The organism is Streptomyces sp. NBC_00597 (genome assembly GCF_041431095.1).
Classification (GTDB): Bacteria; Actinomycetota; Actinomycetes; order Streptomycetales; family Streptomycetaceae; genus Streptomyces.
The window spans coordinates 1,881,270-1,902,429 of the sequence record NZ_CP107757.1; the positions used below are offsets into that span (position 1 = coordinate 1,881,270).

A 21,160-nucleotide genomic window follows, 5' to 3' on the forward strand; every position below is an offset into this window, starting at 1 on the left:
TGGCCCTCAGCCCTGCTGGAAGAGCTCGGCGGGGAGCGGCTTCAGGAGGGCGTAGAGGTCATCGGTGATGGGCCGGTCCCAGCTGGCGATGGTGACCAGCACGTTGTCGCTGCGGTCGAACTGCACGCAGCTGATCCGACCCTCGGAGAGCTTGACCTTCCGGACGATGAGGAGGTTGTCGCCCTGCATGACGGGGCAGTCCTCGATGCCGGTGACCTCGACGTCCTCGTCGTTCTCAAGGGCGTCGAGGAGCTGGGCCACCTCGAAGGGGACCTGGCCGTCGGCGAGCTCCCGGGCCGGGGAGCCCTCGGGGAGGTTGCCGATGATCATTGCGGGGCCGCGTCCGCCGAACAGGTCGTAGCGGAGAAAGACGCCCTGGCAGCTGCCGTCGGGCGCGGGCAGCAGCCCGGCCCCGAGATTGCCCGGCCAGTCCCCCGGGTCCATGGCCAGGACGTCGAAGTCCGGGCCGGCGGGTGTGGCGGCGCGGTTGCGGCGGAGGAAGGACATGCCGCCATGGTACGTGCCCGCCCACGTTTTCCGGCCCCGGGCCCCACCACACCCACCCCCGTGCCCGAACCGCGCTGCTAGGGGCCTGGGCGGTCGTACCGGCGGGGCCGGGTCGGGGTCTCGGTGACCCTGAGGGCGGCCGCCGGCCGGTGACCGCTGCGACCGCCGCGTCGATCTCCGGCTTCGGCCCGGCCGCCCGTACCGCCCGGCCCTCCGGGACCTCGGACGCCGTGGGACCGGTGTGGACCGGGGCCTCGGAAGGCGCCTGCGCAGGATGCGGTCCACGGCCCGGCGCACCGGGCCCGGGTGCCCGACCGGGTCGGCGGCCGACCGTCCGGGACCGGACGGCACACCGCCGGCACGGTCCGCGTCACCCTGCTCCGCGGGCGGCCGCTTCCAGGGCCTCGGCCAGGCCGGACCGGTCCGTACCCAGTTTCCGGTAGACCGCGGACAGGCCCGCGCCGCGGACCGCCGGATCGCCGCGTACGGCCCCTTCCGCCAGCCGGAACTCCTCGTCGGTCAGGCGGTCCGCCAGGGCCGGGCCCGGCCCTGGCGGACCGCCCAGGCTCGCCACCAGCCCGTCGGCCCCGCACTCCCGTGCCGTCTCCAGCGCCCGCGACAGCAGCTCCGCGTCGCCGAGCTCCGTGCCCAGCGCGGCCAGCGCGCACGCCAGCTCGTAGCCGGCAGGCGAGGCCGACAGCAGCTCCACCGCTTCCGTCAGCAGTCCCGCCCGCTCGTCCGGGGCCGCCACCTGCGCCGCCACCCGAAGCGCCTGCCCCACGCCGGACGGGGCCCCGAAGGCCCGGGCCCGGAGTATCGCGTCGGCGGCGAGGGCGCGCGCCCTCGCCGGGTCGTCCGCCGCCACCGCCCGGGCCAGGTGCAGCTGCCACGGGCACCAGGACGGGTTCTGGATGCCGCGCGGGCTCAGCCTGCGCTCCACGGCCTCCAGTTCGGCCGCCGCCGCCTTCGTCTGGCCGCGTGCCAGCAGCAGTTCGGCGTACACGGTCTGCGAGTCGGGGAAGACCACCGCCGCCGGGAAGGATTCTCCGAAGGCGTGCTCCCGCGCCAGCTCCCACGCCTCGTCCACCCGCCCCCGTGCGAGCAGGGTCGTGGCGAGGATCGCGATGCTGTACCAGTGGACGGGCGTACCGCGCCCGACGCGCTCGGCGAGCCGCAGCCCTGCCCTGGCCAGCTCTTCGGCCTCCACGAGCCGCCCCCGCCGGTAGCGGATGTAGGCGCGCAGGCTGTACGCGAACGACAGGTGGGCCCCGCGCCAGCCGTGGCGCTCGAACTCGGCGGTGCCCGCCTCGAACAGCTCCTCCGCCCGGCCGGGCCGGTCCGCGTACATGTGGACCATGGCGGTGAGCACCGGCACCTCGAAGCCCCGGTCCTCGTACGCCCAGCTGAACTCCGTACCGAGGGCCCGTACGGCGTGGTGCAGGACCGCGGCCACCGGCTCGCCGCGCAGGCAGGCGTCCCAGGCGCGCAGGCCGATGATGTACCGCTCGGTGAGGTCGCGGCCGGTCAGCCGGTCCGCGAGCCGGGCCAGCCGGCGGGAGCGCACCGGGGAGTCGGGCTCGACGGCGTTGAAGGCGTCCCACATGAACTGCTCGGACTGCAGGCGCAGCCGGGCCCGGACGTCCTGGGTGTGCGGGATCTCCCGCGCGAGCGAGTCCGAGGCCTCGGCGAGGCGGTCGCTGTGGGCCAGGACCTGGGCGAGCCGGATGACGATGCCCTGGCGCAGCACGGGGTCGTCGAAGGGTTCCGCGAGCGCGGCCCGCAGGTGGTTCACGGTGGTGGCGGGTTCGGTGAGCAGGGAGGCGCAGCCGAGCTCGTACAGCACGGCGGCGCGCTCGCCGAAGTCCGGGGGTTCGCGCAGCGCGCGTGCGAGCTGGCGGCGTGCGGCCTCGGGGGCGCCGGCCCGCAGGTTCTCGGCGGCGGCCGTGCGCAGGGTCCGCACCACCCAGGGGTCGTTCTCGGGGTGGGCCTCCAGCAGGTGGCGGGCGGCGGCGGAGGCGCCGAATCCGGCGTCGACGACGGCCACGGCGGCCTGTCCGTGGAGGGCGACGCGCAGTGCGTCGGGGATGGCGCGGTAGAGCGCGGTGGCGATGAGCGGGTGGACGAACTCCAGTCCGGTGTCGGGTTCTTCGCCCGGTGCGGACAGGATGCGGGCCTCTCGCAGCCGCCCGGTGGCGTCGGCGGCCTCCTCGGTGCCGAGGCTGGCGACCCGGGCTGCGAGTTCCTGCGGGATGGCGGTGCCGAGGACGGCGCAGGCCCAGCCGAAGCGGACGGTGGAGGGGCCCAGGCGTTCGAATCGGGCGACGAGTCCGCTGCCGCGCTGGGCGGCGGCGAGGTGGCGCAGCAGCGGGGCGCTGGCCGAGGTGGGGTCGAGGCCCTTGTCCAGGACCTTGGCGGTGAGCTCGACGGCTTCGAAGGGGTTGCCGGTGGTGACGGCCCAGGCCTCCCGGCAGAAGGCGGCGTCGGCGTGGTCGCCGACGGCCGTGCGGACCAGGGTGCGGACGGCGGTCTCGGTGAGTGGCGCGAGGGTCAGCGGGCGGTGTCCCGCGCGGCCGGGCAGCGTACGGAAGGCCTCGGCGTGCGCGGGCAGTTCCTCGGGGCGGTACGCGACGACGAGGAGCAGCGGGAGGTGTTCGGCGCGGGGGGCGAAGGCGGCGAGCCAGGAGAGGGACTCGGGGTCGGCCCAGTGGGCGTCGTCGAGGACGAGGGCGACGGGGGCGCGATTGACGACGAGGTGGGTCAGGACCCAGTCGAGTCCGTCGCGCAGACCTTGGAGGTCGGGCGGGGCGCCCTGCTCGGGAGCGCACAGCCCGAGGGCCGGGCCGACGATGGAGTACCAGCTGCCGAGGGCGGCGCGCAGCTCGCCCTCGGAGGTGCCGGCCAGGTGCGGCTGGATGAGCTGGCGGGAGACGTGGAAGGGTTGGCTCTGCTCCTGTTCGCCGCCGCGGGCGGCCAGCAGGGTGCACGAGCGTGCGATGGCGCGGCGGCGGGCCTCCGCGAGGAGAGTGGTCTTGCCGAGTCCGGCGGGCCCGGAGAAGGCGAGCAGCGCGCCGCGGCCGCTGCCGGTGAGCTGCTCCAAGGCTTCTTCCACCGTGGCGAGTTCGGCCTCACGTTCGAACATTTCGCGCCGTTTGCGGGTCCGGCGTTCCATCATGGCTGGTACCCCCCAGGCCTGTTCGGGCCATCAGCGTACGCCCGCGCACGCGCGGGGGAAGGCCTGTGGCCAGGAAGGACCGGAATTTTTGTGATCAGTCCCTTACCGACCGCCACAGGCGTCCGCGGATGCCCGTTGTCCGGCACGTGGCCAATTCCACCGCCGTGCGACTGACGTGACGTCCGAGCGCGATTCGACCGGCGAGCGCGATTCGACCGGGCGAGCGGAAGGGCCGGCCATCCCGCAGGGATGCCCGGCCCTTTCCCGTACACCGCCGACCGGACCCGCCCTAGGAGCGGCCGGGTCGACGGGTTCCTGCTAGGTCAGGTCGAACTCCCCGCCCCGGGCGCCCATCACGAACTTGCGCCACTCGTCCGGCGCGAAGATCAGCGAGGGGCTCTCGGGGCGTTCACTGTTGCGCATCGCGATGAACCCCTCGACGAAGGCGATCTGGACGTCGCCCGCTCCCCGGCTGCTCGACTGCCAGTCCGCCTCGCTGAGATCGAGGTCCGGCTTGTCCCAGCCGGCCAGAGGCTGCGAAATCATGCTCTCGGCCACGTGCGTGCTCCTCCCGGTACTCCCGGTACGTCGTCCGGGGGCCAGAGTAACCATCGCAGCGGGTGCCGCACAGGCCACGGTGAGTCACCCGTGGCCGGTCCTGCACCACGTCACGCTCCTGCTGGAAGAGCGGTTCCGCTCAGGAGGTCGGCTCCCCCGCCCCCACCAGCCACATCGCGAAGAACTGCGCGCCGCCTCCGTACGCGTGGCCCATGGCCCGGCGGGCCCCCGGGACTTGGTGCTCACCGGCCAGTCCCCGTACCTGGAGGGCCGCCTCCGCGAACCGGATCATGCCCGAGGCACCGATCGGGTTGGTGGACAGCACCCCGCCCGACGGGTTCACCGGCAGGTCTCCTCCGAGTTCGGTGACGCCGGCCTCGGTGAGCTTCCAGCCCTCCCCCTCGTCGGCGAACCCCAGGTTCTCCAGCCACATCGGTTCGTACCAGGAGAACGGGACGTACATCTCCACGGCGTCGATCTCGCGCCGCGGGTCGGTGATCCCGGCCTGCCGGTAGACGTCGGCCGCGCAGTCCTTGCCCGCCTGCGGGGAGACGAAGTCCTTCCCCGCGAACAGGGTCGGCTCGCTGCGCATGGCCCCGCCGTGCACCCAGGCGGGCGACCGCGGCGAACGGGCCGCACCCGCCCGGTCGGTGAGGATCATCGCGCAGGCCCCGTCCGAGGAGGGGCACGTCTCGGAGTACCGAATCGGGTCCCAGAGCATCGGCGAGGCCTGGACCTTCTCCAGGGTGATGTCGTGCTCGTGCAGGTGCGCGTACGGGTTCTTCAGCGCGTTGCGGCGGTCCTTGTACGCGACGAGCGAGCCGACCGTTTCGGGCGCCCCGGTGCGCCGCATGTACGCGCGCACGTGCGGGGCGAAGAACCCGCCGGCGCCCGCCAGCAGGGGCTGTTGGAAGGGCACGGGCAGCGAGAGCCCCCACATGGCGTTCGACTCGGACTGCTTCTCGAAGGCGAGGGTCAGGACCGTGCGGTGCACCCGGGCGGCGACCAGGTTGGCGGCGACCAGGGCGGTGGACCCTCCCACGGATCCGGCGGTGTGGACCCGGAGCATGGGCTTCCCCACCGCGCCGAGGGCGTCCGCCAGGTACAGCTCCGGCATCATCACGCCCTCGAAGAAGTCGGGGGCCTTGCCGATGACGACCGCGTCGATGTCCGCCCAGGTCAGCTCGGCGTCGGCGAGGGCGCGCACCGCAGCCTCCCGGACGAGTCCGGCGATGGAGACGTCGTGGCGGGCGGCCACGTGCTTGGTCTGGCCGACGCCGACGACGGCCACGGGCTCCTTGCCCGATGTGCTCATGCTCGGTCCCCTTCCAGGACGGCCACCAGGTTCTGCTGGAGGCAGGGGCCGGAGGTGGCGTGCGCGACGGCCCGGTCGGACTCGCCGCGGTGGATGCGGGCGGCGGCCTCCCCGATGCGGATCAGTCCGGCGGCCATGACGGGGTTGGCGGCGAGGGCCCCGCCGGACGGGTTGACGACGACGTCCGCCCCGAGTCCCAACGCCTTGCGGAGGACCACCTCCTGGGAGGAGAACGGCGCGTGCAGCTCGGCGGTGTCCACCGGGGCTTCGAACACGCCCGCGCGCTCGGCGGCGATCCGGGTGGACGGGGAGTCGGTGAGGTCGCGCAGGCCCAGGCCGTGGGCCTCGATCCGGTGGTCGATGCCGGTGATCCAGGCGGGGCGCGCGGTCAGCCGGCGGGCGGTGTCGCCCGCGGCGAGGATGACGGCGGCCGCGCCGTCGCCGATCGGCGGGCAGTCGCCCGTGCGCAGCGGCCTGACCTGGTAGTCGCCCTGCGGGACGGCTCCTGTGAGCTGGGCGTGCGGGTTGGCCTCGGCGGCCGCGCGGCTGCGGGCGCCGACGGCGGCGAGGGCGCCCTCGTCGGTCTCGCCCGCGTCGATCAGCGCCTGCGCCTGGAGGGCCGCCAGGGCCACCGAGTCGGGCCACAGGGGCGCCAGGTAGTAGGGGTCGAGCTGCCGGGTCAGGACGTCTCGTACGGACCCCGGCGAGGACTTCCCGTACGCGTAGACGAGCGCGGTGTCGGCCTCGCCGGTCTGGATCTTGACCCAGGCCTCGTACAGGGCCCAGGCGCCGTCCATCTCGACGTGCGACTCGGAGATCGGCGGCCAGGCGCCGACCCCGTCGAGGGTCATCGTGAAGGAGAAGGCCCGGCCGGCGAGGTAGTCGCTGGATCCGGAGCAGGTGAACCCGATCTCCTTGGCCTTCAACCCGGTCTGTGCCAGCACCTGGTGCAGGACCGGCATGACGATCTCGACTTCGCTGAGTTCGTCGGTGCGGCGCCGGTGGTCGCTCTGCGCGAAGGCGACGACGGCCACGTCGCGTGCGTGCCTGCTCGTCCTGGGCATCAGATGAGCTCCTTGTACGCGTCGTAGTCCGCGTCCGGCTCGCCGGTGGGGCGGTAGTGGTCGGGGTGGCGGCCGCCTTCGGTCCACACGGGTTCGACGCGCAGGCCCATGCGGACCTGGTCGTACGGGATGCCGCCGATCCGAGCGTGGAGCGCGAGGTCGGCGCCGTCGAGGGCGATGTGGGCGTAGACGTAGGGGACTTCGATGTCGAGGTTCTTCGCCTTGATGTTGACGATGCAGTACGTGGTGACGGTGCCGGCCGGTCCGACCTCGACCTGCTCGGTGGTGGCGACCCCGCAGGTGGGACAGGTGCCGCGCGGCGGGACGTACACCTTGTGGCAGGAGGGGCAGCGCTCGCCGACGGTCCGACGTTCGGCGAGGGCGTTGATGTACGCGGTCTGGGCGCGGCCGGGGCTGTAGGTGTAGTCCAGGCGGGCCGCGGCGATGATGCCGGTGACGGCATCGGCGAACTGCCCGTCGTGCGCAGTGGCTTGCCGCTCGGGCGCGCCCGCCTCGCCCGCCTCGCCCGCCTCGCCGGGCTCGAAGCAGGCGATGTCCGTGATGGCGCCGGTGCGCTCGGCGGCCCACCGGATCCGGACCCGCATGCCGGTGTGGACGGCCTCGGGTCCGGGGGCGTCGAGGGCGTGCAGGATCGCGGTGTCCGCCCCGTCGAGCCGGACGAGGACCCAGGCGAACGGTGTGCCGAGGGGCTGATGGGGACGCGGGGAGCCGTTCCACGCCCAGGTGGTGACGGTCCCGACGGCGCCGACCTCGACGAGCTCGCGGATCTCCTCGGCGGTGACGGGGTCGTACTCGACGGGCGGGACCATCACCTTCCCGTCGGTGGTCTTGACGCCGAGGACGACGCGCTCGCGCAGCCCGCTGAGGAAGGCGCTCTGGACGGGCCCGAGGGAGCGGGTGAAGGGGAACTCGACGACGAGGGGCGCACGGAGCACCTCGGGTGGGGAGGCGGCTGCTGTCATGGAGGTTCTCCGATACTCGAAACGGTCAATACACACGCACGTGAAGCCCAACCCCACCGACACGATCCAGCCGGCGTTTGAGCCGCAGGGCCCGAGACAACGCCCGACGGGCACAAATCCAGCCCCACGGCACCCAATCCCGCCCACCGGCACCCAATCCAGCCCCGCCGGCGTTTGAGGCGCGGGGGTCCGGGACAACACCCGACCGGCACCCAATCCAGCTCCGCCGACACCCAATCCAGCCCCGCCGGCGTTTGAGGCGCGGGGGTCCGGGGGCGGAGCCCCCGCAACGGCGCCGCACCGGCACGCGACCGCCGGACCCGGCACGGCATCCGCCGAATCACCAGGCCCCCGCCGGATCGAAAGGGCACCGCAGGGCCCCGCCTACTCCCGCCGGTACAGCGGCGCCCGCTTCTCGGCGAACGCCCGCGCCCCCTCCTTCGCGTCGGCCGTGTCGAAGATCGGCCACCCCCGCACCAGTTCGGCGGCCAGCCCTTCCCGCTCGGTCATCTCGGCCGTCTCGTAGACGGAGGCCTTGACGGCCTCGACGGCCAGCGGCCCGCACGCGTTGATCCGCCCGGCGATCTCCAACGCCGCCTCCAGCGCGCCCCCCTGCGGGACCACCCGCCCGATCAGCCCGATCCGGGCGGCCTCTTCGGCGGAGTAGGGGCGCCCGGTGAGCAGCATCTCCAGCGCGTGCGTCCGCGGGATCTGCCGTGGCAGCCGTACCGTCGAGCCGCCGATCGGGAACAGGCCGCGCTTGACTTCGAACAGTCCGAAGGTGGCGCCTTCACCCGCGACGCGGATGTCCGTGCCCTGGAGGATCTCGGTCCCGCCGGCCACGCAGTAGCCCTCCACCGCCGCGATCACCGGCTTGCGCGGCCGGTGGTGGCGGAGCATCGCCTTCCAGTGCAGGTCGGGGTCGGCTTTCAGCCGGTCCCGGTACTGGTCTCCGGCCATCCCCTTCCCGGCCAGCGCCTTGAGGTCCATCCCGGCGCAGAAGTCCCCGCCCGCGCCGGTCAGGACCACCGAGCGGACCGTGTCGTCGGCGTCCGCCTCCAGCCAGCCGTCGTAGAGGCCCACCAGCAGCGGCAGCGAGAGCGCGTTCTTCGCCTCGGGTCTGTTCATGGTGAGCACCAGCGTGGCGCCGTGGCGCTCCACGGTGAGGTGTTCGGTCCCACCCATTGCCGTCCTCCCGTCTCAAGACCTAGAACAGGTTGCAGGAGGGCCCGGTGCAGTTCAATAGTTTTCTGACACCCAGTCAGATTTCTTGGGTCGCGCCCTTCCCACTTGTGCTGGGCAACGCTCTAATGACCGCCGGGCAGCACAGCCATGGCCCGGCAACGCGAAACCTCGGGGGTGAGGAGGAACGGTGGAGTACAACCTTGCCGACCTGTTCGAGTCGGTCGTCGACGTGGTCCCGGACCGCGAGGCCCTTGTGTACGTGGACCACCCCGGCACCGGCGCCGAGCGCCGCCTCACGTACGCGGAGCTGGACGCCGCGGCGAACCGCATCGCGCACCACCTGCTGGACAGCGGACTGAAGGCCGGCGAGCACCTGGGCCTGCACCTCTACAACGGGATCGAGTACCTCCAGACCGTCCTGGCCTGCCTCAAGGCCCGCCTCGTACCGGTGAACGTCAACTACCGGTACGTGGAGGAGGAGCTGGTCTACCTCTACGACGACGCCGATCTCGCCGCGCTCGTCTTCGAGGGCGAGTTCACCGGGCGGGTGGCGGCAGCCCTTCCGCAGACGCCCAAACTGCGCCACCTGATCCGGGTCGGTCCGGTCCCGGAGGGCGCTCCGGAGCCGTCCGTCGCGCCGGTCACGTACGCGGACGCAGAGGCGGCCGGGTCGCCCGAGCGCGGTTTCGCGCCCCGCTCCCCCGACGACCTGTTCATCATCTACACGGGCGGCACCACCGGCATGCCCAAGGGCGTCATGTGGCGCGCGGAAGACCTGTTCTTCGCGGGGCTGTTCGGCGGCGAGCCTTCGGGCGAGCCGGTGAAGCGGCCCGAGGAGCTGGCCGAGCGGGTGGCGGCGAAGGGCGCCGGGCTGACCTTCTTCCCCGCACCCCCACTGATGCACGGCACCTCGACGCTGACCTCGTTCATCGCCTTCAACTACGGCCAGCGGGTGGTCATCCACCGCAAGTACGCGCCGGAGGAGGTGCTCCGCACGATCGAGAAGGAGAAGGTGTCGAGCGTGTCGCTGGTGGGCGACGCGATGCTCCGGCCGCTCATCGACGCCCTGAAGGGCCCGCTGAAGGGGACCGACCTGTCCTCCCTGTTCAGCGTCTCCTCCTCCGGGGCGATCATGTCGGAGACGGTCCGGGCGGAGTTCCAGCAGCTCGTCCCGAACGTGCTGCTGCTGAACAACTTCGGCTCTTCGGAGTCCGGTTCGAACGGCCGGGCGGCCGACGACTCGGGGCCGGAGAAGGGTTTCCGCCTCGTGGTCAACGACCGTACGCAGGTGGTGGATCCGGTGACGCACGAGCCGGTGCCGGTGGGCGTGCCGGGGCGGCTCGCGCAGCGCGGCCACGTCCCGCTGGGCTACTACAACGACGCGGCGAAGACCGCCGAGACCTTCTTCCAGAAGGGTGCCGAGCGGTGGGTGCTGCTCGGGGACATGGCGACGGTGGACGAGGAGGGCATCGTCACGGTCCTCGGGCGCGGCTCGCAGTGCATCAACACGGGCGGAGAGAAGGTGTATCCGGAGGAGGTCGAGCAGGCGCTGAAGTCCCATCCGGACGTGTACGACGCCCTGGTCGCCGGGGTGCCGGACGCGAAGTGGGGCAATCACGTCGCGGCGGTGGTCCAGGTCCGGGCGGGCGCCCAGGCGCCGACGCTGGACGAGATCCAACGGCACTGCCGGACCAGACTGGCGGGCTACAAGATCCCGCGCCAGCTGGTCGTCACGCCGGCCATCCAACGCTCGCCGAGCGGCAAGGCGGACTACCGCTGGGCGAAGTCGGTGGCGACGGAGGCGGACGCGCACCCGATCCCCTGACCCGCGCCCCGCGCCCCGCGCCCCCCGCACTGGGACCCGCCCCGCCCCGCCGCCGCAGGCAGGGGGCGAGCGGGTCCCGGTCGTCACGGGGGGGGACCGGGATCCGCGGAAACCCCGGGCCCGGCGCCACCCGGCCGGGCGGGGGCGCGGTGCGGCTCCTCAGGCTCCGGTGGCCAGGAAGGCCTCCACGCGGGTCGCGAACCGCTGCGGGTCGTCCAGCCAGGGGAAGTGCGCTCCGGCCGCCTGGACGTCGACGATGCCCTGCGGGAACAAGCCCGCGAGGTCGGCGGCGAGAGTGGGGGTGGGGTTGCTGTCCAGTTCCCCGGCCAGCACCAGTACCTCGCCGGTGACGCCGCGGAGCCCGGCCCGGGTGGCGGGCGGGTCGAAGGCGCCGGGGCCCGCGTAGGCGGCGGCCGCCACCGGGTTCTTCTCGCCGTCGCTCGCGGCGAGGTGGGCGCGCGCCGCCTCGTCCCAGCGCCCGTACGCGAGGGGCATCACCTCGCGCCAGTCCGCCGGGGTCGGGGTGCCCGCGGCCGTCAGGATCCGTTCGTAGGCGGCGATGGCCGTGTCGTACGGCTCGCTGCCCGCCCGCACCCGGACCGCCTCCAGGCGCTGCTCCGGGGTGGCGTCGAGGTCGACGGCCCAGCAGGTCGGGGTGACCAGGACCAGCCGGCGCAGCCGGTCGGGGTGGGCGGCCGCGTACAGCTGGGCGAGGTTGCCTCCGGCCGAGTGGGCCAGTACGTCCATGCGCTCCAGACCGAGGTGGACCCGGAGCGCCTCGACGTCGGCGACCTGGTGGTCGACCCGGTAGGTGGACTCGTCCGCCGGGACCGCCGAGTCGCCCGTGCCCCGCAGGTCGAGGAGGATCAGCCGGCGTCCGGCGGTCAGCCCGCCGAGGTCGCCCAGGTAGGTGGAGGCCCGCATGGCGCCGCCCGGGAGGCAGACGAGCGGTTCGCCCTCGCCGCGGACGTGGTACGCGAGTGCGGTTCCGTCATAGGTGTTGAAGATCGGCATGCACCGATCCCACCATGCGATCACTCGTTCGAGTCATTGATTTAGCCGCCGGGCTGGGGCAATCTACCGAATGATCGGTCGGTTCTTGCTCGGCTCACGGCTCACGATGGGGTGACGACATGACGGCGTTCGGGGATGTCCACGACGAAAGCGAGCGGCTGAGCGGCGACGAGCTGGCCGCGCTCCAGCTCAAGCGGCTGCGCGCCACCCTGAGCCGCGTCTACGAGCGGGTCCCCCACTACCGGCAGGCCTTCGACAAGGCCGGCGTGCACCCCGACGACTGCCGCTCCCTCGCCGACCTCTCCCTCTTCCCCTTCACCACCAAGGCCGACCTGCGCGACCAGTACCCCTTCGGCATGTTCGCGGTGCCCCGCTCCGAGGTGCGCCGCGTCCACGCCTCCAGCGGCACCACGGGCCGCCCCACCGTCGTCGGGTACACCGACACGGACCTGTCCACCTGGGCGGACGTCGTGGCCCGGTCCATCCGGGCCGCGGGTGGCAGACCGGGCCAGATGGTGCACATCGCGTACGGGTACGGCTTGTTCACGGGCGGTCTCGGTGCGCACTACGGCGCGGAGCGGCTCGGCTGTACGGTCGTCCCGGCGTCCGGCGGGATGACCGACCGCCAGGTCCGGCTGATCCAGGACTTCCGGCCGGAGATCATCATGGTGACCCCCTCGTACATGCTCACGCTGCTGGACGAGATGGAGCGCCAGGGGATCGACCCGCGCAGCACCTCGCTCCGTACGGGCATATTCGGCGCGGAGCCGTGGACCGAGGAGATGCGCCGGGAGATCGAGCAGCGGCTCGACATCGATGCGGTGGACATCTACGGCCTGTCCGAGGTGATGGGGCCGGGCGTGGCCCAGGAGTGCGTGGAGACCAAGGACGGTCTGCACATCTGGGAGGACCACTTCTATCCGGAGGTCGTCGACCCGTTCACCGGCGAGGTGCTGCCGGAGGGAGAGTCCGGGGAGCTGGTGTTCACCTCCCTCACGAAGGAGGCCATGCCGATCATCCGCTACCGGACCAGGGATCTGACCCGGCTGCTGCCTGGTACGGCGCGGCCGGCCTTCCGGCGGATGGAGAAGGTGACGGGCCGCAGCGACGACATGATCATCCTGCGGGGGGTCAACCTCTACCCGACGCAGATCGAGGAGATCCTGCTGCGCACGCCCGGCCTGGCCCCGCACTTCCAGCTGCGGCTGACCCGCGAGGGTCGGATGGACGCCCTGACCGTGCGGGTGGAGGCCCGCCGGGAGGCGGACCCCGATCAGCGGCGGGCCGCGGCCGCGGCCGTGGTCCGCGCGGTCAAGGAGGGCGCCGGGGTCTCGGTGGCCGTGGAAGTGGTCGACCCGGAAACCCTGGAACGCTCCGTGGGCAAGATCAAGCGGATGGTGGACCTGAGAGGAGCGCAGTAGCCGGCGCGGACTCTGGAGGATGCGCGGCGAAGGCACCGGAACCACCCCTTCGGGCCTACTTCGGGGGAGCCTCCGAGACCCGGCGGGCCCCTCCGGGTAGTCCATGAGGCGTGACCTCGATCTTCCGCCGGCTCCACGACCGGCTCCAGGCCTCCCCGGCCGGCCTGGCGTGGAGCCGGGGTCGGGAGATGGAGCTCATGCACCGGGCGATGGGCTTCGCCGCCCTCGGCTTCCTGACCCTGGTGCCGTTGCTGGTGGTCGTCGCGGCCGCCGCCCCGGGCAGCGGCTCCGGCTTCGGCCGCTGGCTCGGCCAGGCCCTCGGGGTCACCGCGTCGTCACGGGCCCGGGTCGAGATGCTGTTCGCCGCGGCCGACCTGGCCCTCGAACGGACCACGGCCTTCGGACTCGCGGCCCTCGCCGTCTTCGGCCTGACCTTCGGCTCGGCCGTGCAAACGGGGTACGAGAAGGTCTGGGACCTGCCCACCGCCCGCTGGCACACCATGTGGCGGCACGTCGTCTGGCTCGCCCTGCTGGTCTGCTACCTGGCGCTGCTGGTCGGGATCCCCACGCCGTCAAACGACGCCGTCGGCACGATCCTCGGCACGACCGGCGACGTCGTCGGCACCTGCGTCTTCTTCTGGGGCTCCCAGCGGCTGCTGCTCGGCGGGCGGGTCCGCTGGCGGGCGCTGCTGCCGGGGGCGGTGGCGACCAGCATCGGCCTGCTCGGCCTGCGGGTCTTCTCCCAGCTGGTGTTCTCCCCCCTGATCGCGTCCAACGCCGTCACCTACGGGCCCTTCGGCACGCTGCTGGTCGTCCAGTCCTGGCTGGTCGGCGTCGGCTTCGTCGTCTACGGCGGCGCCCTCGTCGGCCGCCTGGTCCACGAACACCTCATCGCCCGCCGCCTGCGACACTCCGGCCTGCCGCCCGAATGACACCCCGTCGGTCGCGAGCGCGGGGCCGGACGACCCCTCGACGCGGTGTCAACGGTTCGGTCGGGGCTCCTGCCCGAAACGGTCGCGCAGCTCGCGCTTGAGGATCTTGCCGCTGGCATTGCGCGGGAGGGCGTCCACGAACAGCACCCGCTTCGGAGCCTTGAAACGGGCCAGCTTCTCCCGGGCGTACTCCAGCAGCTCCGCCTCCGTCACTTCTCCGCGCGGTACCACGACGGCCGTGACCGCCTCGATCCACCGCTCGTCGGGCAGGCCCACCACCGCCGCCTCGGCGACCCCCGGGTGGGTGTACAGCACGTCCTCGACCTGCCGGGAGGCCACCAGTACACCGCCCGAGTTGATGACGTCCTTCACCCGGTCGACGACCGTGAAGTACCCCTCGGCGTCCCGCACCGCGAGGTCCCCGGAGCGGAACCAGCCGTCCCGGAAGGCCTTCTTCGTCGCCTCCGGGTCGTTCCAGTAGCCCAGGCACAGCTGGGGCGAGCGGTACACCACCTCGCCCGCCGTGCCGTCCGGCACGTCCGCGCCGTCCTCGTCGACGACCTTCGCCTCGACGTGGCGGACGGGCCGCCCGCAGGACTCCATCCGCCCCTCGTGCTCGTCCGGTCCCAGGACGGTGGCCAGCGGGCCGATCTCGCTCTGCCCGAAGCAGTTGTAGAAGCCGAGTCCGGGCAGCCGCGCCCGCAGCCGCTCCAGTACGGGCACCGGCATGATCGAGGCCCCGTAGTAGGCCTTGCGCAACGCGCCCAGTTCGCGGCGTCCGAAGTCCGGATGGCCCGCGATCCCGATCCACACGGTGGGTGGCGCGAACAGGCTGTCGGCCCGCCCCTCCTCCACCAGGCCGAAGATCTCCTCGGCGACCGGCGCGTCCAGGATCGTGTTCTGCGCGCCCACCGCCAGGTAGGGCAGTAGGAAGACGTGCATCTGCGCCGAGTGGTAGAGCGGCAGCGAGTGCACCGGCCGGTCGGCCTCGGCCAGGTCCAGCGCCTCGATCGCGCTCTCGTACTCGTGGACCAGTGCCTTGTGGGTCATCATCGCGCCCTTGGGCAGCGCGGTGGTCCCGGAGGTGTAGAGCAGCTGCACCACGGCGTCCGGTTCGCGGTCCGCCGTGAAGGGCAGCGGCTCGGCGAGCTCCCCCAGGAAGGAGCCGGGGGCGTCGCGCAGCGGCCGCACGACGTGGCCCGCGGGGATCCGCCCGGCCAGGTCCGGATCGGCGAGGACCAGCGCGCTCGTGCAGTCTTCCAGGATGTGCGCGAGGTCCTCGCCGGTGAGGTTCTGGTTGACCGGGACGTGCGTGAGCCCGGCCCGGGCGCAGGCGAGGAAGGCGAGCAGATAGGCGTCGGAGTTGTGGGCGAAGGTCGCGACCCGGTCGCCGTCGGCCAGTCCGTACCGCCCCCGCAGGACGGCGGCCCCGGTGGAGACCGCGGCGTCGAGTTCCGCGTACGTCCAGGTCCGATCGTGGTAGCGGACCGCCGGCCGGTCGGGGACCCGCAGTGCGCTGTCGCGCACCAGCCCGTCGACCGTGTTCCGTCGCACCGACCGCCCTGCCCGCTCCGACTGCGCTGCCGTCATGGCGTGATCCTCGTCTCCTCGCGCGCCCGAGGTCAAGAACCGGAACAACCGGGATACCAAACGGGATGTTGACAGATCATCAGGGTGCCTGCATGAGTGTGGGGGCACGCAAGCACCGCCTGCACCACGGGCAACCACGCCCCGCCACAGGCTACTTGGGAGATCATGTTGCGCTTTTTCCACGGAAAACTCCGCACCTGCCCGCTGCTGCGGCGCGCCGCTCTCGCCGGCGCCGCCCTGCTCGCCGTCACCGCGGCGGCCCCTCAGGCCTCGGCCGCGACGGACGCCGCCGACCGCGGGCCGTCCGGCGGCGGCCTGTCCGCCGTCATCCGGTACACCGAGAACGGCATCCCGCACATCCTGGCCCAGGACTACGCGCACCTCGGATTCGGCAGCGGCTGGGCCCAGGCAGCCGACCAGGTCTGCGTCCTGGCCGACGGGTTCGTGACCGTGGCCGGGGAGCGCTCGCGCTGGTTCGGCGCGGTCGCGGCGCCCGACGGCTCGCTGTCCTCGGCGACGAGGAACCTCTCCAGCGACCTGTACTTCAAGGGGGTGCGGGAGTCCGCCACGGTCGAGAAGCTCCTCGCCACGCCCGCCCCGGCCGGACCCAGCAAGGACCTCAAGGAGCTGATGCGGGGCTGGGCGGCCGGGTACAACGCCTGGCTCGCCCAGAACGAGATCACCGATCCGGCCTGCAAGGGCGCCGCCTGGGTGCACCCGGTCACCACCCTCGACGTGGCCTCCCGCGGCTTCGCCGTCTCGGTGCTCGGCGGCCAGGGGCGCGCCGTCGACGACATCGCTGCGGCGCAGCCGCCGGGCCGGACGGTCGGTGGGGCCGCCCGTACCGGGCCCGCCGAGGGCGACCCGGCAGCACTCGCCGAGGCGGCCCGGGCCTTCTTCGACACGAGCCGCTACGACATGGGCTCCAACGCGGTGGCCTTCAGCGGCTCCACCACCGCGAACGGCCGGGGCCTGCTGCTCGGGAACCCGCACTACCCCTGGCAGGGCGGCCGCCGGTTCTGGCAGTCGCAGCAGACCATACCCGGCGAGTTGAACGTGTCCGGCGGCTCCCTGCTGGGCACCGCCGTGGTCAACATCGGCTTCAACGAGAAGGTGGCCTGGAGCCACACCGTGGCCACCGGCACCCCCGTCAACCTGCACCAGCTCACCCTTGACCCGGCCGACCCCACCGTCTATCTCGTCGACGGCACGCCGGAGAAGATGACGCAGCGCACGGTCAGCGTCCGCGTCGCCGGTGCCGCTCCCGTCACCCGCACCCAGTGGTGGACCCGCTACGGACCCGTGGTCACGGGCCTCGGCCCGGGCCTCCCGCTGCCGTGGACGACCGGCACGGCCTACGCGCTGAACGACCCGAACGCGGCCAACCTGCGCGGCTCCGACACCGCCCTCGCCATGGGCAAGGCCCGCTCGGTCGCCGGGATCCAGGACGCGCTGCGGCGCACCCAGGGCCTGCCCTGGGTCAACACGGTCGCCGCGGACTCGGCCGGCGGCACGCTGTTCACGCAGTCCCAGGTGCTCCCCCGGATCACCGACGAGCTCGCCGCCCGTTGCTCCACCCCGCTCGGCCGGGCCACCTACCCGGCGTCCGGGCTCGCGGTCCTCGACGGTGCGCGCGGTGACTGCGCGCCCGGCTCGGATCCGGACGCGGTGCAGCCCGGGGTGTTCGGTCCGGCGAAGGCACCGGCGCTGCGCGACGCCCCGTACGCCGAGAACTCCAACGACAGCGCCTGGCTGGCCAATGCCGACCGGCCACTGACCGGGTACGAGCGGATCTGGGGCAATACCGGCACCCCGCGGTCGCTGCGCACCCGCGGCGCCGTCGAGGACGTGGCGGCGATGGCCGGGAAGGGCCGGCTGACCGTGGCCGACCTCCAGGAGCAGCAGTTCGCGAACCGGGTCCCGGCCGGCGATCTGGCGGCGGCCGACGCGGCGAAGGCCTGCGCGGCCCTGCCCGGCGGCGCGGCCACCGCGAGCGACGGCCGGTCGGTGGACGTCTCGGCGGCCTGCCCGGTGTTGGCGGGCTGGGACCGTACGGCCGACACCGGCAGCCGTGGCGCGCTGCTCTTCGACCGGTTCTGGCGCAGGCTCACGGCGGGCACGGCGGCCAAGGACCTGTGGCTGGTGCCGTTCTCGGCGGCCGATCCCGTCCACACTCCCCGTACGCTCAACCAGGCGGCGCCCGGGATCGGTCGGGCGCTCGCGGACGCGGTCGTGGAGCTGACGGCGGCCGGGATCGCGCTGGACGCGCCGCTCGGCGAGCACCAGTTCGTGGTGCGCGGCGGGCAGCGGCTGCCGGTGCCGGGCGGTACCGAGGCGCTGGGCGTGTGGAACAAGGTCGAGGCGTCGTGGAACGCGGCGGCCGGGGGCTACCCCGAGGTCGTGCACGGCTCCAGCCACGTCCAGGCGGTCGGCTGGGACGGCGGCCGCTGCCCGGTGGCGCGCACGCTGCTGACGTACGGGCAGTCGTCGAACCCGGCCTCGCCGTACTACGCCGACCAGACCCGACTGTTCTCCCAGGAGCGGTGGGTGACCTCGCGGTTCTGCGAGCGGGACATCCTGACCTCGCCGCAGCTGAAGGTGGTCCGGCCGCGCGAGCGCCGCTGAGCTCCGCCGGGCGGTGCGCGGCGGGGCAGGATCGTCCGGTCCCGCCGCGTGCGTTCAGGGGCTGACGGCGAGGAACAGGTACGCGGCCAGCACCACGAGGTGGACGCCGCCCTGGAGCAGAGTGGCCCGGCCGGGTGCGATCGTGAGGGCGCTGACCACGACGGTCAGGGCGAGCAGCACCATGTGGATCGGCCCGAGGCCCAGCAGCAGCGGGCCGGAGAGCCAGATGGAGGCCAGTGCGATGGCGGGGATGGTCAGGCCGATGCTGGCGATGGCGGAGCCGTAGGCCAGGTTGAGGCTGGTCTGGACGCGGTCGCGGCGCGCGGCGCGGACGGCGGCGAGGGTCTCGGGGGCGAGCACCAACAGGGCGATGACGACCCCGACGACGGCGTTGGGCAGGCCCGCGGCGATCACGGCCGCCTCGATGGTGGGCGAGACGGCCTTGGCGTTGCCGACGACGGCGATGAGCGCGACCAACAGCAGGCCGAGGCTGACCAGGGCGGCGCGGGCGGTGGGCGGCGCGGCGTGCTGCCCGTCGCCGCCGCCGTCATCGTCGGCCTCCTTCGCGCCGGGCTGGGTGACCCCGGTGGCGACGGGGAGGAAGTAGTCCCGGTGGCGGACCGTCTGGACGGCGATGAACAGTCCGTACAGGGCGAGCGAGGCGACGGCGGCGAAGGTCAGCTGGGCGGTGGAGAACTCCGGCCCCGGCTTGCTGGTGGTGAACGTCGGCAGGACCAGGCTGAGGACGGCCAGGGTCGCCACGGTGGCCAGGGCCGCGCCGGAGCCCTCGGCGTTGAAGACGGCGACCCTGTTGCGCAGGGCGCCGACGAGCAGGGACAGCCCGACGATGCCGTTGCAGGTGATCATGACGGCGGCGAAGACGGTGTCCCGGGCGAGGGAGGCGGTCTTGTCGCCGCCGCCGACCATCAGGGTGACGATGAGGGCCACTTCGATGACGGTGACGGCGACGGCCAGGACGAGCGAGCCGAAGGGCTCGCCCACCCGGTGGGCCACGACCTCGGCGTGGTGGACGGCCGCCAGCACCGCTCCCGCGAGACACAGCGCGACCAGGCCCACGGCGAATCCGGGCAGATCGCGTCCCCAGCTGAAGACGAGCGCGAGGAGCGCCACCACGGGGACGATGACAGTCCAGTCGATAAGGGAGAATTTGCGGGTTGCCGTACTCATATCGGCCAACTTGCCAGAACTGTCCTCCAAGTGCGGCACATGGTGCGCATCCGGGGCCCTGACGTGGCACTTCTCACGCACGTTCGGGCGTGGCGCGGCGGAGCGGGACCCCGGCCCCGCTCCGCCGCGCCCGGCCCCGCTCCGCCGCGCCCGGCCCCGCTCCGCCGCGCCCGGCCGCGCTGCGCCCCGTGCGCGCCGCTCACACGGCGCGCTCGCGGCCCTCCCAGTACGGGTCGCGCAGCCGCCTCTTGTACAGCTTGCCGTTCGGGTCGCGCGGCATCGTCTCGATGAAGTCGACCGACTTCGGCCGCTTGAAGCCGGCCAGCTGCCGTTCGCAGTGGTGCAGGATCTCGGCGGCGAGGGCGTCCCCGGCCACGAAACCCTCGGCCGGTTCGACGACCGCCTTCACCTCCTCGCCCCAGTCGGCGTGCGGAATGCCGAAGGCGGCGGCGTCGGCGACCGCCGGGTGGGTGAGCAGGGCGGACTCGATCTCGGCCGGGTAGATGTTCACCCCGCCCGAGATGATCATGTCGATCTTGCGGTCGCGGAGGAAGAGGTACCCCTCCTCGTCCATCAGCCCGAGGTCGCCGACCGTGAAGAAGTCGCCGATGCGGTTCTTCTCCGTCTTGTCCTCGTCCTTGTGGTAGCTGAAGCCGCCCGTGTTCATCTTCAGGTAGACGGTGCCGAGTTCACCGGGCGGCAGCCGGTTGCCGTCGTCGTCGAAGATGGCGAGTTCGCTGATGGGCCAGGCCTTGCCGACCGTCCCGGGCTTCTTCAGCCAGTCCTCGGCGGTGGCGAACGCTCCGCCGCCCTCACTGGCCGCGTAGTACTCCTCCACGCAGGTGCCCCACCAGTCGATCATCGCCCGCTTGACGTGGTCCGGGCAGGGCGCGGCCCCGTGGATGGCGTGCCGCATCGAGGAGACGTCGTACGCGTCCTTCGTCTCCTGCGGGAGGGCGAGGAGCCGGTGGAACTGCGTCGGGACCATGTGGGTGTGCGTGCACGCGTGGCCGTCGATGAGGCGGAGCATCTCCTGCGGGGTCCAGCGGTCCATCAGGACCAGCGGGTGTCCGATGTGCAGGGCTGCGCCCGCGAATTGGAGCACGGCGGTGTGGTACAGCGGGGAGCACACCAGGTGCACGTTGCCGTCGAACGGGCGGATGCCGAAGATCCCGAGGAATCCGCCGAGGTGGGTCTCCTCCGGGAGTTTGCCGGGCAGCGGGCGGCGGATGCCGCGCGGACGCCCGGTGGTGCCGGAGGTGTAGTTCATCACCCACCCCAGGGTGCGCTCCGCCGGGGGCTGCGCGGACTGCCCGCCGAGGAGTTCGGCATACGGGCGGAAGCCGGCGACGGCTCCGACCGCGTAGCGGTGGCTCGCGGGCAGGCCCGCCTCGTCGGCCGCGGCGGTGGCGGCGTCGGCGAAGCGCTCGTGGGCGATGAGGACCTTGGCGCCGGAGTCGGAGACGATCCAGGCGATCTCGGGCCCGACGAGGTGGTGGTTGACCGGGACCAGGTAGAAGCCGACCTGGGAGGCGGCGAGGTAGGCGGTGAGGAGCTCCACGCCGTTGGGGAGGACGACGGCGAAGACGTCGCCCCGCTGCAGGCCGGCGGCGCGCAGTCCGTGGACGAGGCGGTTGACGTCGGCGTGCAGCCGGCCGGCGGTCCACTCCTCGCCCTCGGGGGTGATCAGTACGGTGCGCTCGGGGTCGGCGGCGGCTTGCGCCCAGAATCCTCCCCCGGGCATCGTCCGGGGGGACCCCGCTACGGGCTGGTCACTCATG

15 protein-coding genes are annotated in these 21,160 nt (G+C 72.9%); 4 read left to right on the forward strand and 11 right to left on the reverse strand.

What is annotated here, in order from left to right:
• Positions 1-6: 6 nt before the first annotated feature.
• The 7 genes from OG974_RS08110 to OG974_RS08140 form a co-directional block, all read right to left on the reverse strand.
• The gene (locus OG974_RS08110; protein ID WP_327281984.1) at positions 7-507 is read right to left on the reverse strand and encodes a hypothetical protein; all 501 of its coding nucleotides are present in this window, start codon (positions 505-507) and stop codon (positions 7-9) included.
• Positions 508-877: 370 nt separating this feature from the next.
• Positions 878-3,646 carry an AAA family ATPase gene (locus OG974_RS08115; RefSeq protein WP_328761798.1) on the reverse strand — a complete coding sequence of 923 codons (2,769 nt, stop codon included), beginning with the start codon at positions 3,644-3,646 and terminating at the stop codon, positions 878-880.
• Positions 3,647-3,997: 351 nt separating this feature from the next.
• On the reverse strand, positions 3,998-4,237 hold the full coding sequence (locus OG974_RS08120; protein ID WP_327281986.1) for a DUF397 domain-containing protein: 240 nt from the start codon (positions 4,235-4,237) through the stop codon (positions 3,998-4,000).
• A 139-nt stretch (positions 4,238-4,376) separates the two neighbouring features.
• Positions 4,377-5,552, reverse strand: a complete 1,176-nt coding sequence (locus OG974_RS08125) for a thiolase domain-containing protein (RefSeq protein WP_371645976.1) — start codon at positions 5,550-5,552, stop codon at positions 4,377-4,379.
• On the reverse strand, positions 5,549-6,616 hold the full coding sequence (locus tag OG974_RS08130) for a thiolase domain-containing protein (RefSeq protein ID WP_327281988.1): 1,068 nt from the start codon (positions 6,614-6,616) through the stop codon (positions 5,549-5,551). Before OG974_RS08130 ends, OG974_RS08125 begins: the two co-directional genes overlap by 4 nt.
• A complete protein-coding gene (locus OG974_RS08135) occupies positions 6,616-7,599 on the reverse strand; it encodes a Zn-ribbon domain-containing OB-fold protein (RefSeq protein ID WP_371645978.1) in 984 nt (327 codons plus the stop codon). The genes OG974_RS08130 and OG974_RS08135 overlap by 1 nt, the downstream gene beginning before the upstream one ends.
• A 384-nt stretch (positions 7,600-7,983) precedes the next feature.
• Positions 7,984-8,784 carry a crotonase/enoyl-CoA hydratase family protein gene (locus OG974_RS08140; RefSeq protein ID WP_327281990.1) on the reverse strand — a complete coding sequence of 267 codons (801 nt, stop codon included), beginning with the start codon at positions 8,782-8,784 and terminating at the stop codon, positions 7,984-7,986.
• A 187-nt stretch (positions 8,785-8,971) separates the two neighbouring features.
• Here OG974_RS08140 and OG974_RS08145 point away from each other — a divergent pair, with 187 nt between their 5' ends.
• The gene (locus OG974_RS08145) at positions 8,972-10,609 is read left to right on the forward strand and encodes an acyl-CoA synthetase (RefSeq protein ID WP_327281991.1); all 1,638 of its coding nucleotides are present in this window, start codon (positions 8,972-8,974) and stop codon (positions 10,607-10,609) included.
• Between the two features lie 159 nt (positions 10,610-10,768).
• On the opposite strand, the gene OG974_RS08150 is transcribed toward OG974_RS08145, so the two are convergent.
• Positions 10,769-11,623 (reverse strand): alpha/beta fold hydrolase, encoded by an 855-nt coding sequence (locus OG974_RS08150; RefSeq protein WP_371645981.1) that lies wholly within the window; start codon positions 11,621-11,623, stop codon positions 10,769-10,771.
• 119 nt (positions 11,624-11,742) lie between these two features.
• Between OG974_RS08150 and paaK the strand changes: the two genes are divergently transcribed.
• Both paaK and OG974_RS08160 read left to right on the forward strand, forming a co-directional pair.
• A complete protein-coding gene (gene paaK, locus OG974_RS08155) occupies positions 11,743-13,044 on the forward strand; it encodes a phenylacetate--CoA ligase PaaK (RefSeq protein ID WP_371645983.1) in 1,302 nt (433 codons plus the stop codon).
• Between the two features lie 110 nt (positions 13,045-13,154).
• Positions 13,155-13,976, forward strand: a complete 822-nt coding sequence (locus OG974_RS08160; RefSeq protein ID WP_327281994.1) for a YhjD/YihY/BrkB family envelope integrity protein — start codon at positions 13,155-13,157, stop codon at positions 13,974-13,976.
• Between the two features lie 48 nt (positions 13,977-14,024).
• Here OG974_RS08160 and OG974_RS08165 read toward each other — a convergent pair whose 3' ends face one another.
• On the reverse strand, positions 14,025-15,566 hold the full coding sequence (locus OG974_RS08165) for a fatty acyl-CoA synthetase (protein WP_328761806.1): 1,542 nt from the start codon (positions 15,564-15,566) through the stop codon (positions 14,025-14,027).
• A gap of 165 nt (positions 15,567-15,731) precedes the next feature.
• On the opposite strand from OG974_RS08165, the gene OG974_RS08170 reads away from it, so the two are divergent.
• Positions 15,732-18,191 carry a penicillin acylase family protein gene (locus OG974_RS08170; protein ID WP_371645986.1) on the forward strand — a complete coding sequence of 820 codons (2,460 nt, stop codon included), beginning with the start codon at positions 15,732-15,734 and terminating at the stop codon, positions 18,189-18,191.
• Positions 18,192-18,245: 54 nt separating this feature from the next.
• Here the strand turns inward: OG974_RS08170 and OG974_RS08175 are convergent, their stop codons facing one another.
• Positions 18,246-19,379 (reverse strand): ionic transporter y4hA, encoded by a 1,134-nt coding sequence (locus OG974_RS08175; RefSeq protein ID WP_327281997.1) that lies wholly within the window; start codon positions 19,377-19,379, stop codon positions 18,246-18,248.
• A gap of 199 nt (positions 19,380-19,578) precedes the next feature.
• Positions 19,579-21,159, reverse strand: coding sequence for an acyl-CoA synthetase (locus OG974_RS08180; protein ID WP_327281998.1), 1,581 nt, complete (start codon positions 21,157-21,159; stop codon positions 19,579-19,581).
• Position 21,160 lies beyond the last annotated feature (1 nt).

What these genes read in the sequence shown, in the direction of transcription:
- OG974_RS08110 (WP_327281984.1), bottom strand. Translation starts at nt 507, where the DNA reads ATGTCCTTCCTCCGCCGCAACCGCGCCGCCACACCCGCCGGCCCGGAC.
- OG974_RS08115 (WP_328761798.1), bottom strand. Translation starts at nt 3,646, where the DNA reads ATGTTCGAACGTGAGGCCGAACTCGCCACGGTGGAAGAAGCCTTGGAG.
- OG974_RS08125 (WP_371645976.1), bottom strand. Translation starts at nt 5,552, where the DNA reads ATGAGCACATCGGGCAAGGAGCCCGTGGCCGTCGTCGGCGTCGGCCAG.
- OG974_RS08130 (WP_327281988.1), bottom strand. Translation starts at nt 6,616, where the DNA reads ATGCCCAGGACGAGCAGGCACGCACGCGACGTGGCCGTCGTCGCCTTC.
- OG974_RS08135 (WP_371645978.1), bottom strand. Translation starts at nt 7,599, where the DNA reads ATGACAGCAGCCGCCTCCCCACCCGAGGTGCTCCGTGCGCCCCTCGTC.
- OG974_RS08140 (WP_327281990.1), bottom strand. Translation starts at nt 8,784, where the DNA reads ATGGGTGGGACCGAACACCTCACCGTGGAGCGCCACGGCGCCACGCTG.
- OG974_RS08150 (WP_371645981.1), bottom strand. Translation starts at nt 11,623, where the DNA reads ATGCCGATCTTCAACACCTATGACGGAACCGCACTCGCGTACCACGTC.
- paaK (WP_371645983.1), top strand. Translation starts at nt 11,743, where the DNA reads ATGACGGCGTTCGGGGATGTCCACGACGAAAGCGAGCGGCTGAGCGGC.
- OG974_RS08165 (WP_328761806.1), bottom strand. Translation starts at nt 15,566, where the DNA reads ATGACGGCAGCGCAGTCGGAGCGGGCAGGGCGGTCGGTGCGACGGAAC.
- OG974_RS08170 (WP_371645986.1), top strand. Translation starts at nt 15,732, where the DNA reads ATGTTGCGCTTTTTCCACGGAAAACTCCGCACCTGCCCGCTGCTGCGG.
- OG974_RS08175 (WP_327281997.1), bottom strand. Translation starts at nt 19,379, where the DNA reads ATGAGTACGGCAACCCGCAAATTCTCCCTTATCGACTGGACTGTCATC.
- OG974_RS08180 (WP_327281998.1), bottom strand. Translation starts at nt 21,159, where the DNA reads ATGAGTGACCAGCCCGTAGCGGGGTCCCCCCGGACGATGCCCGGGGGA.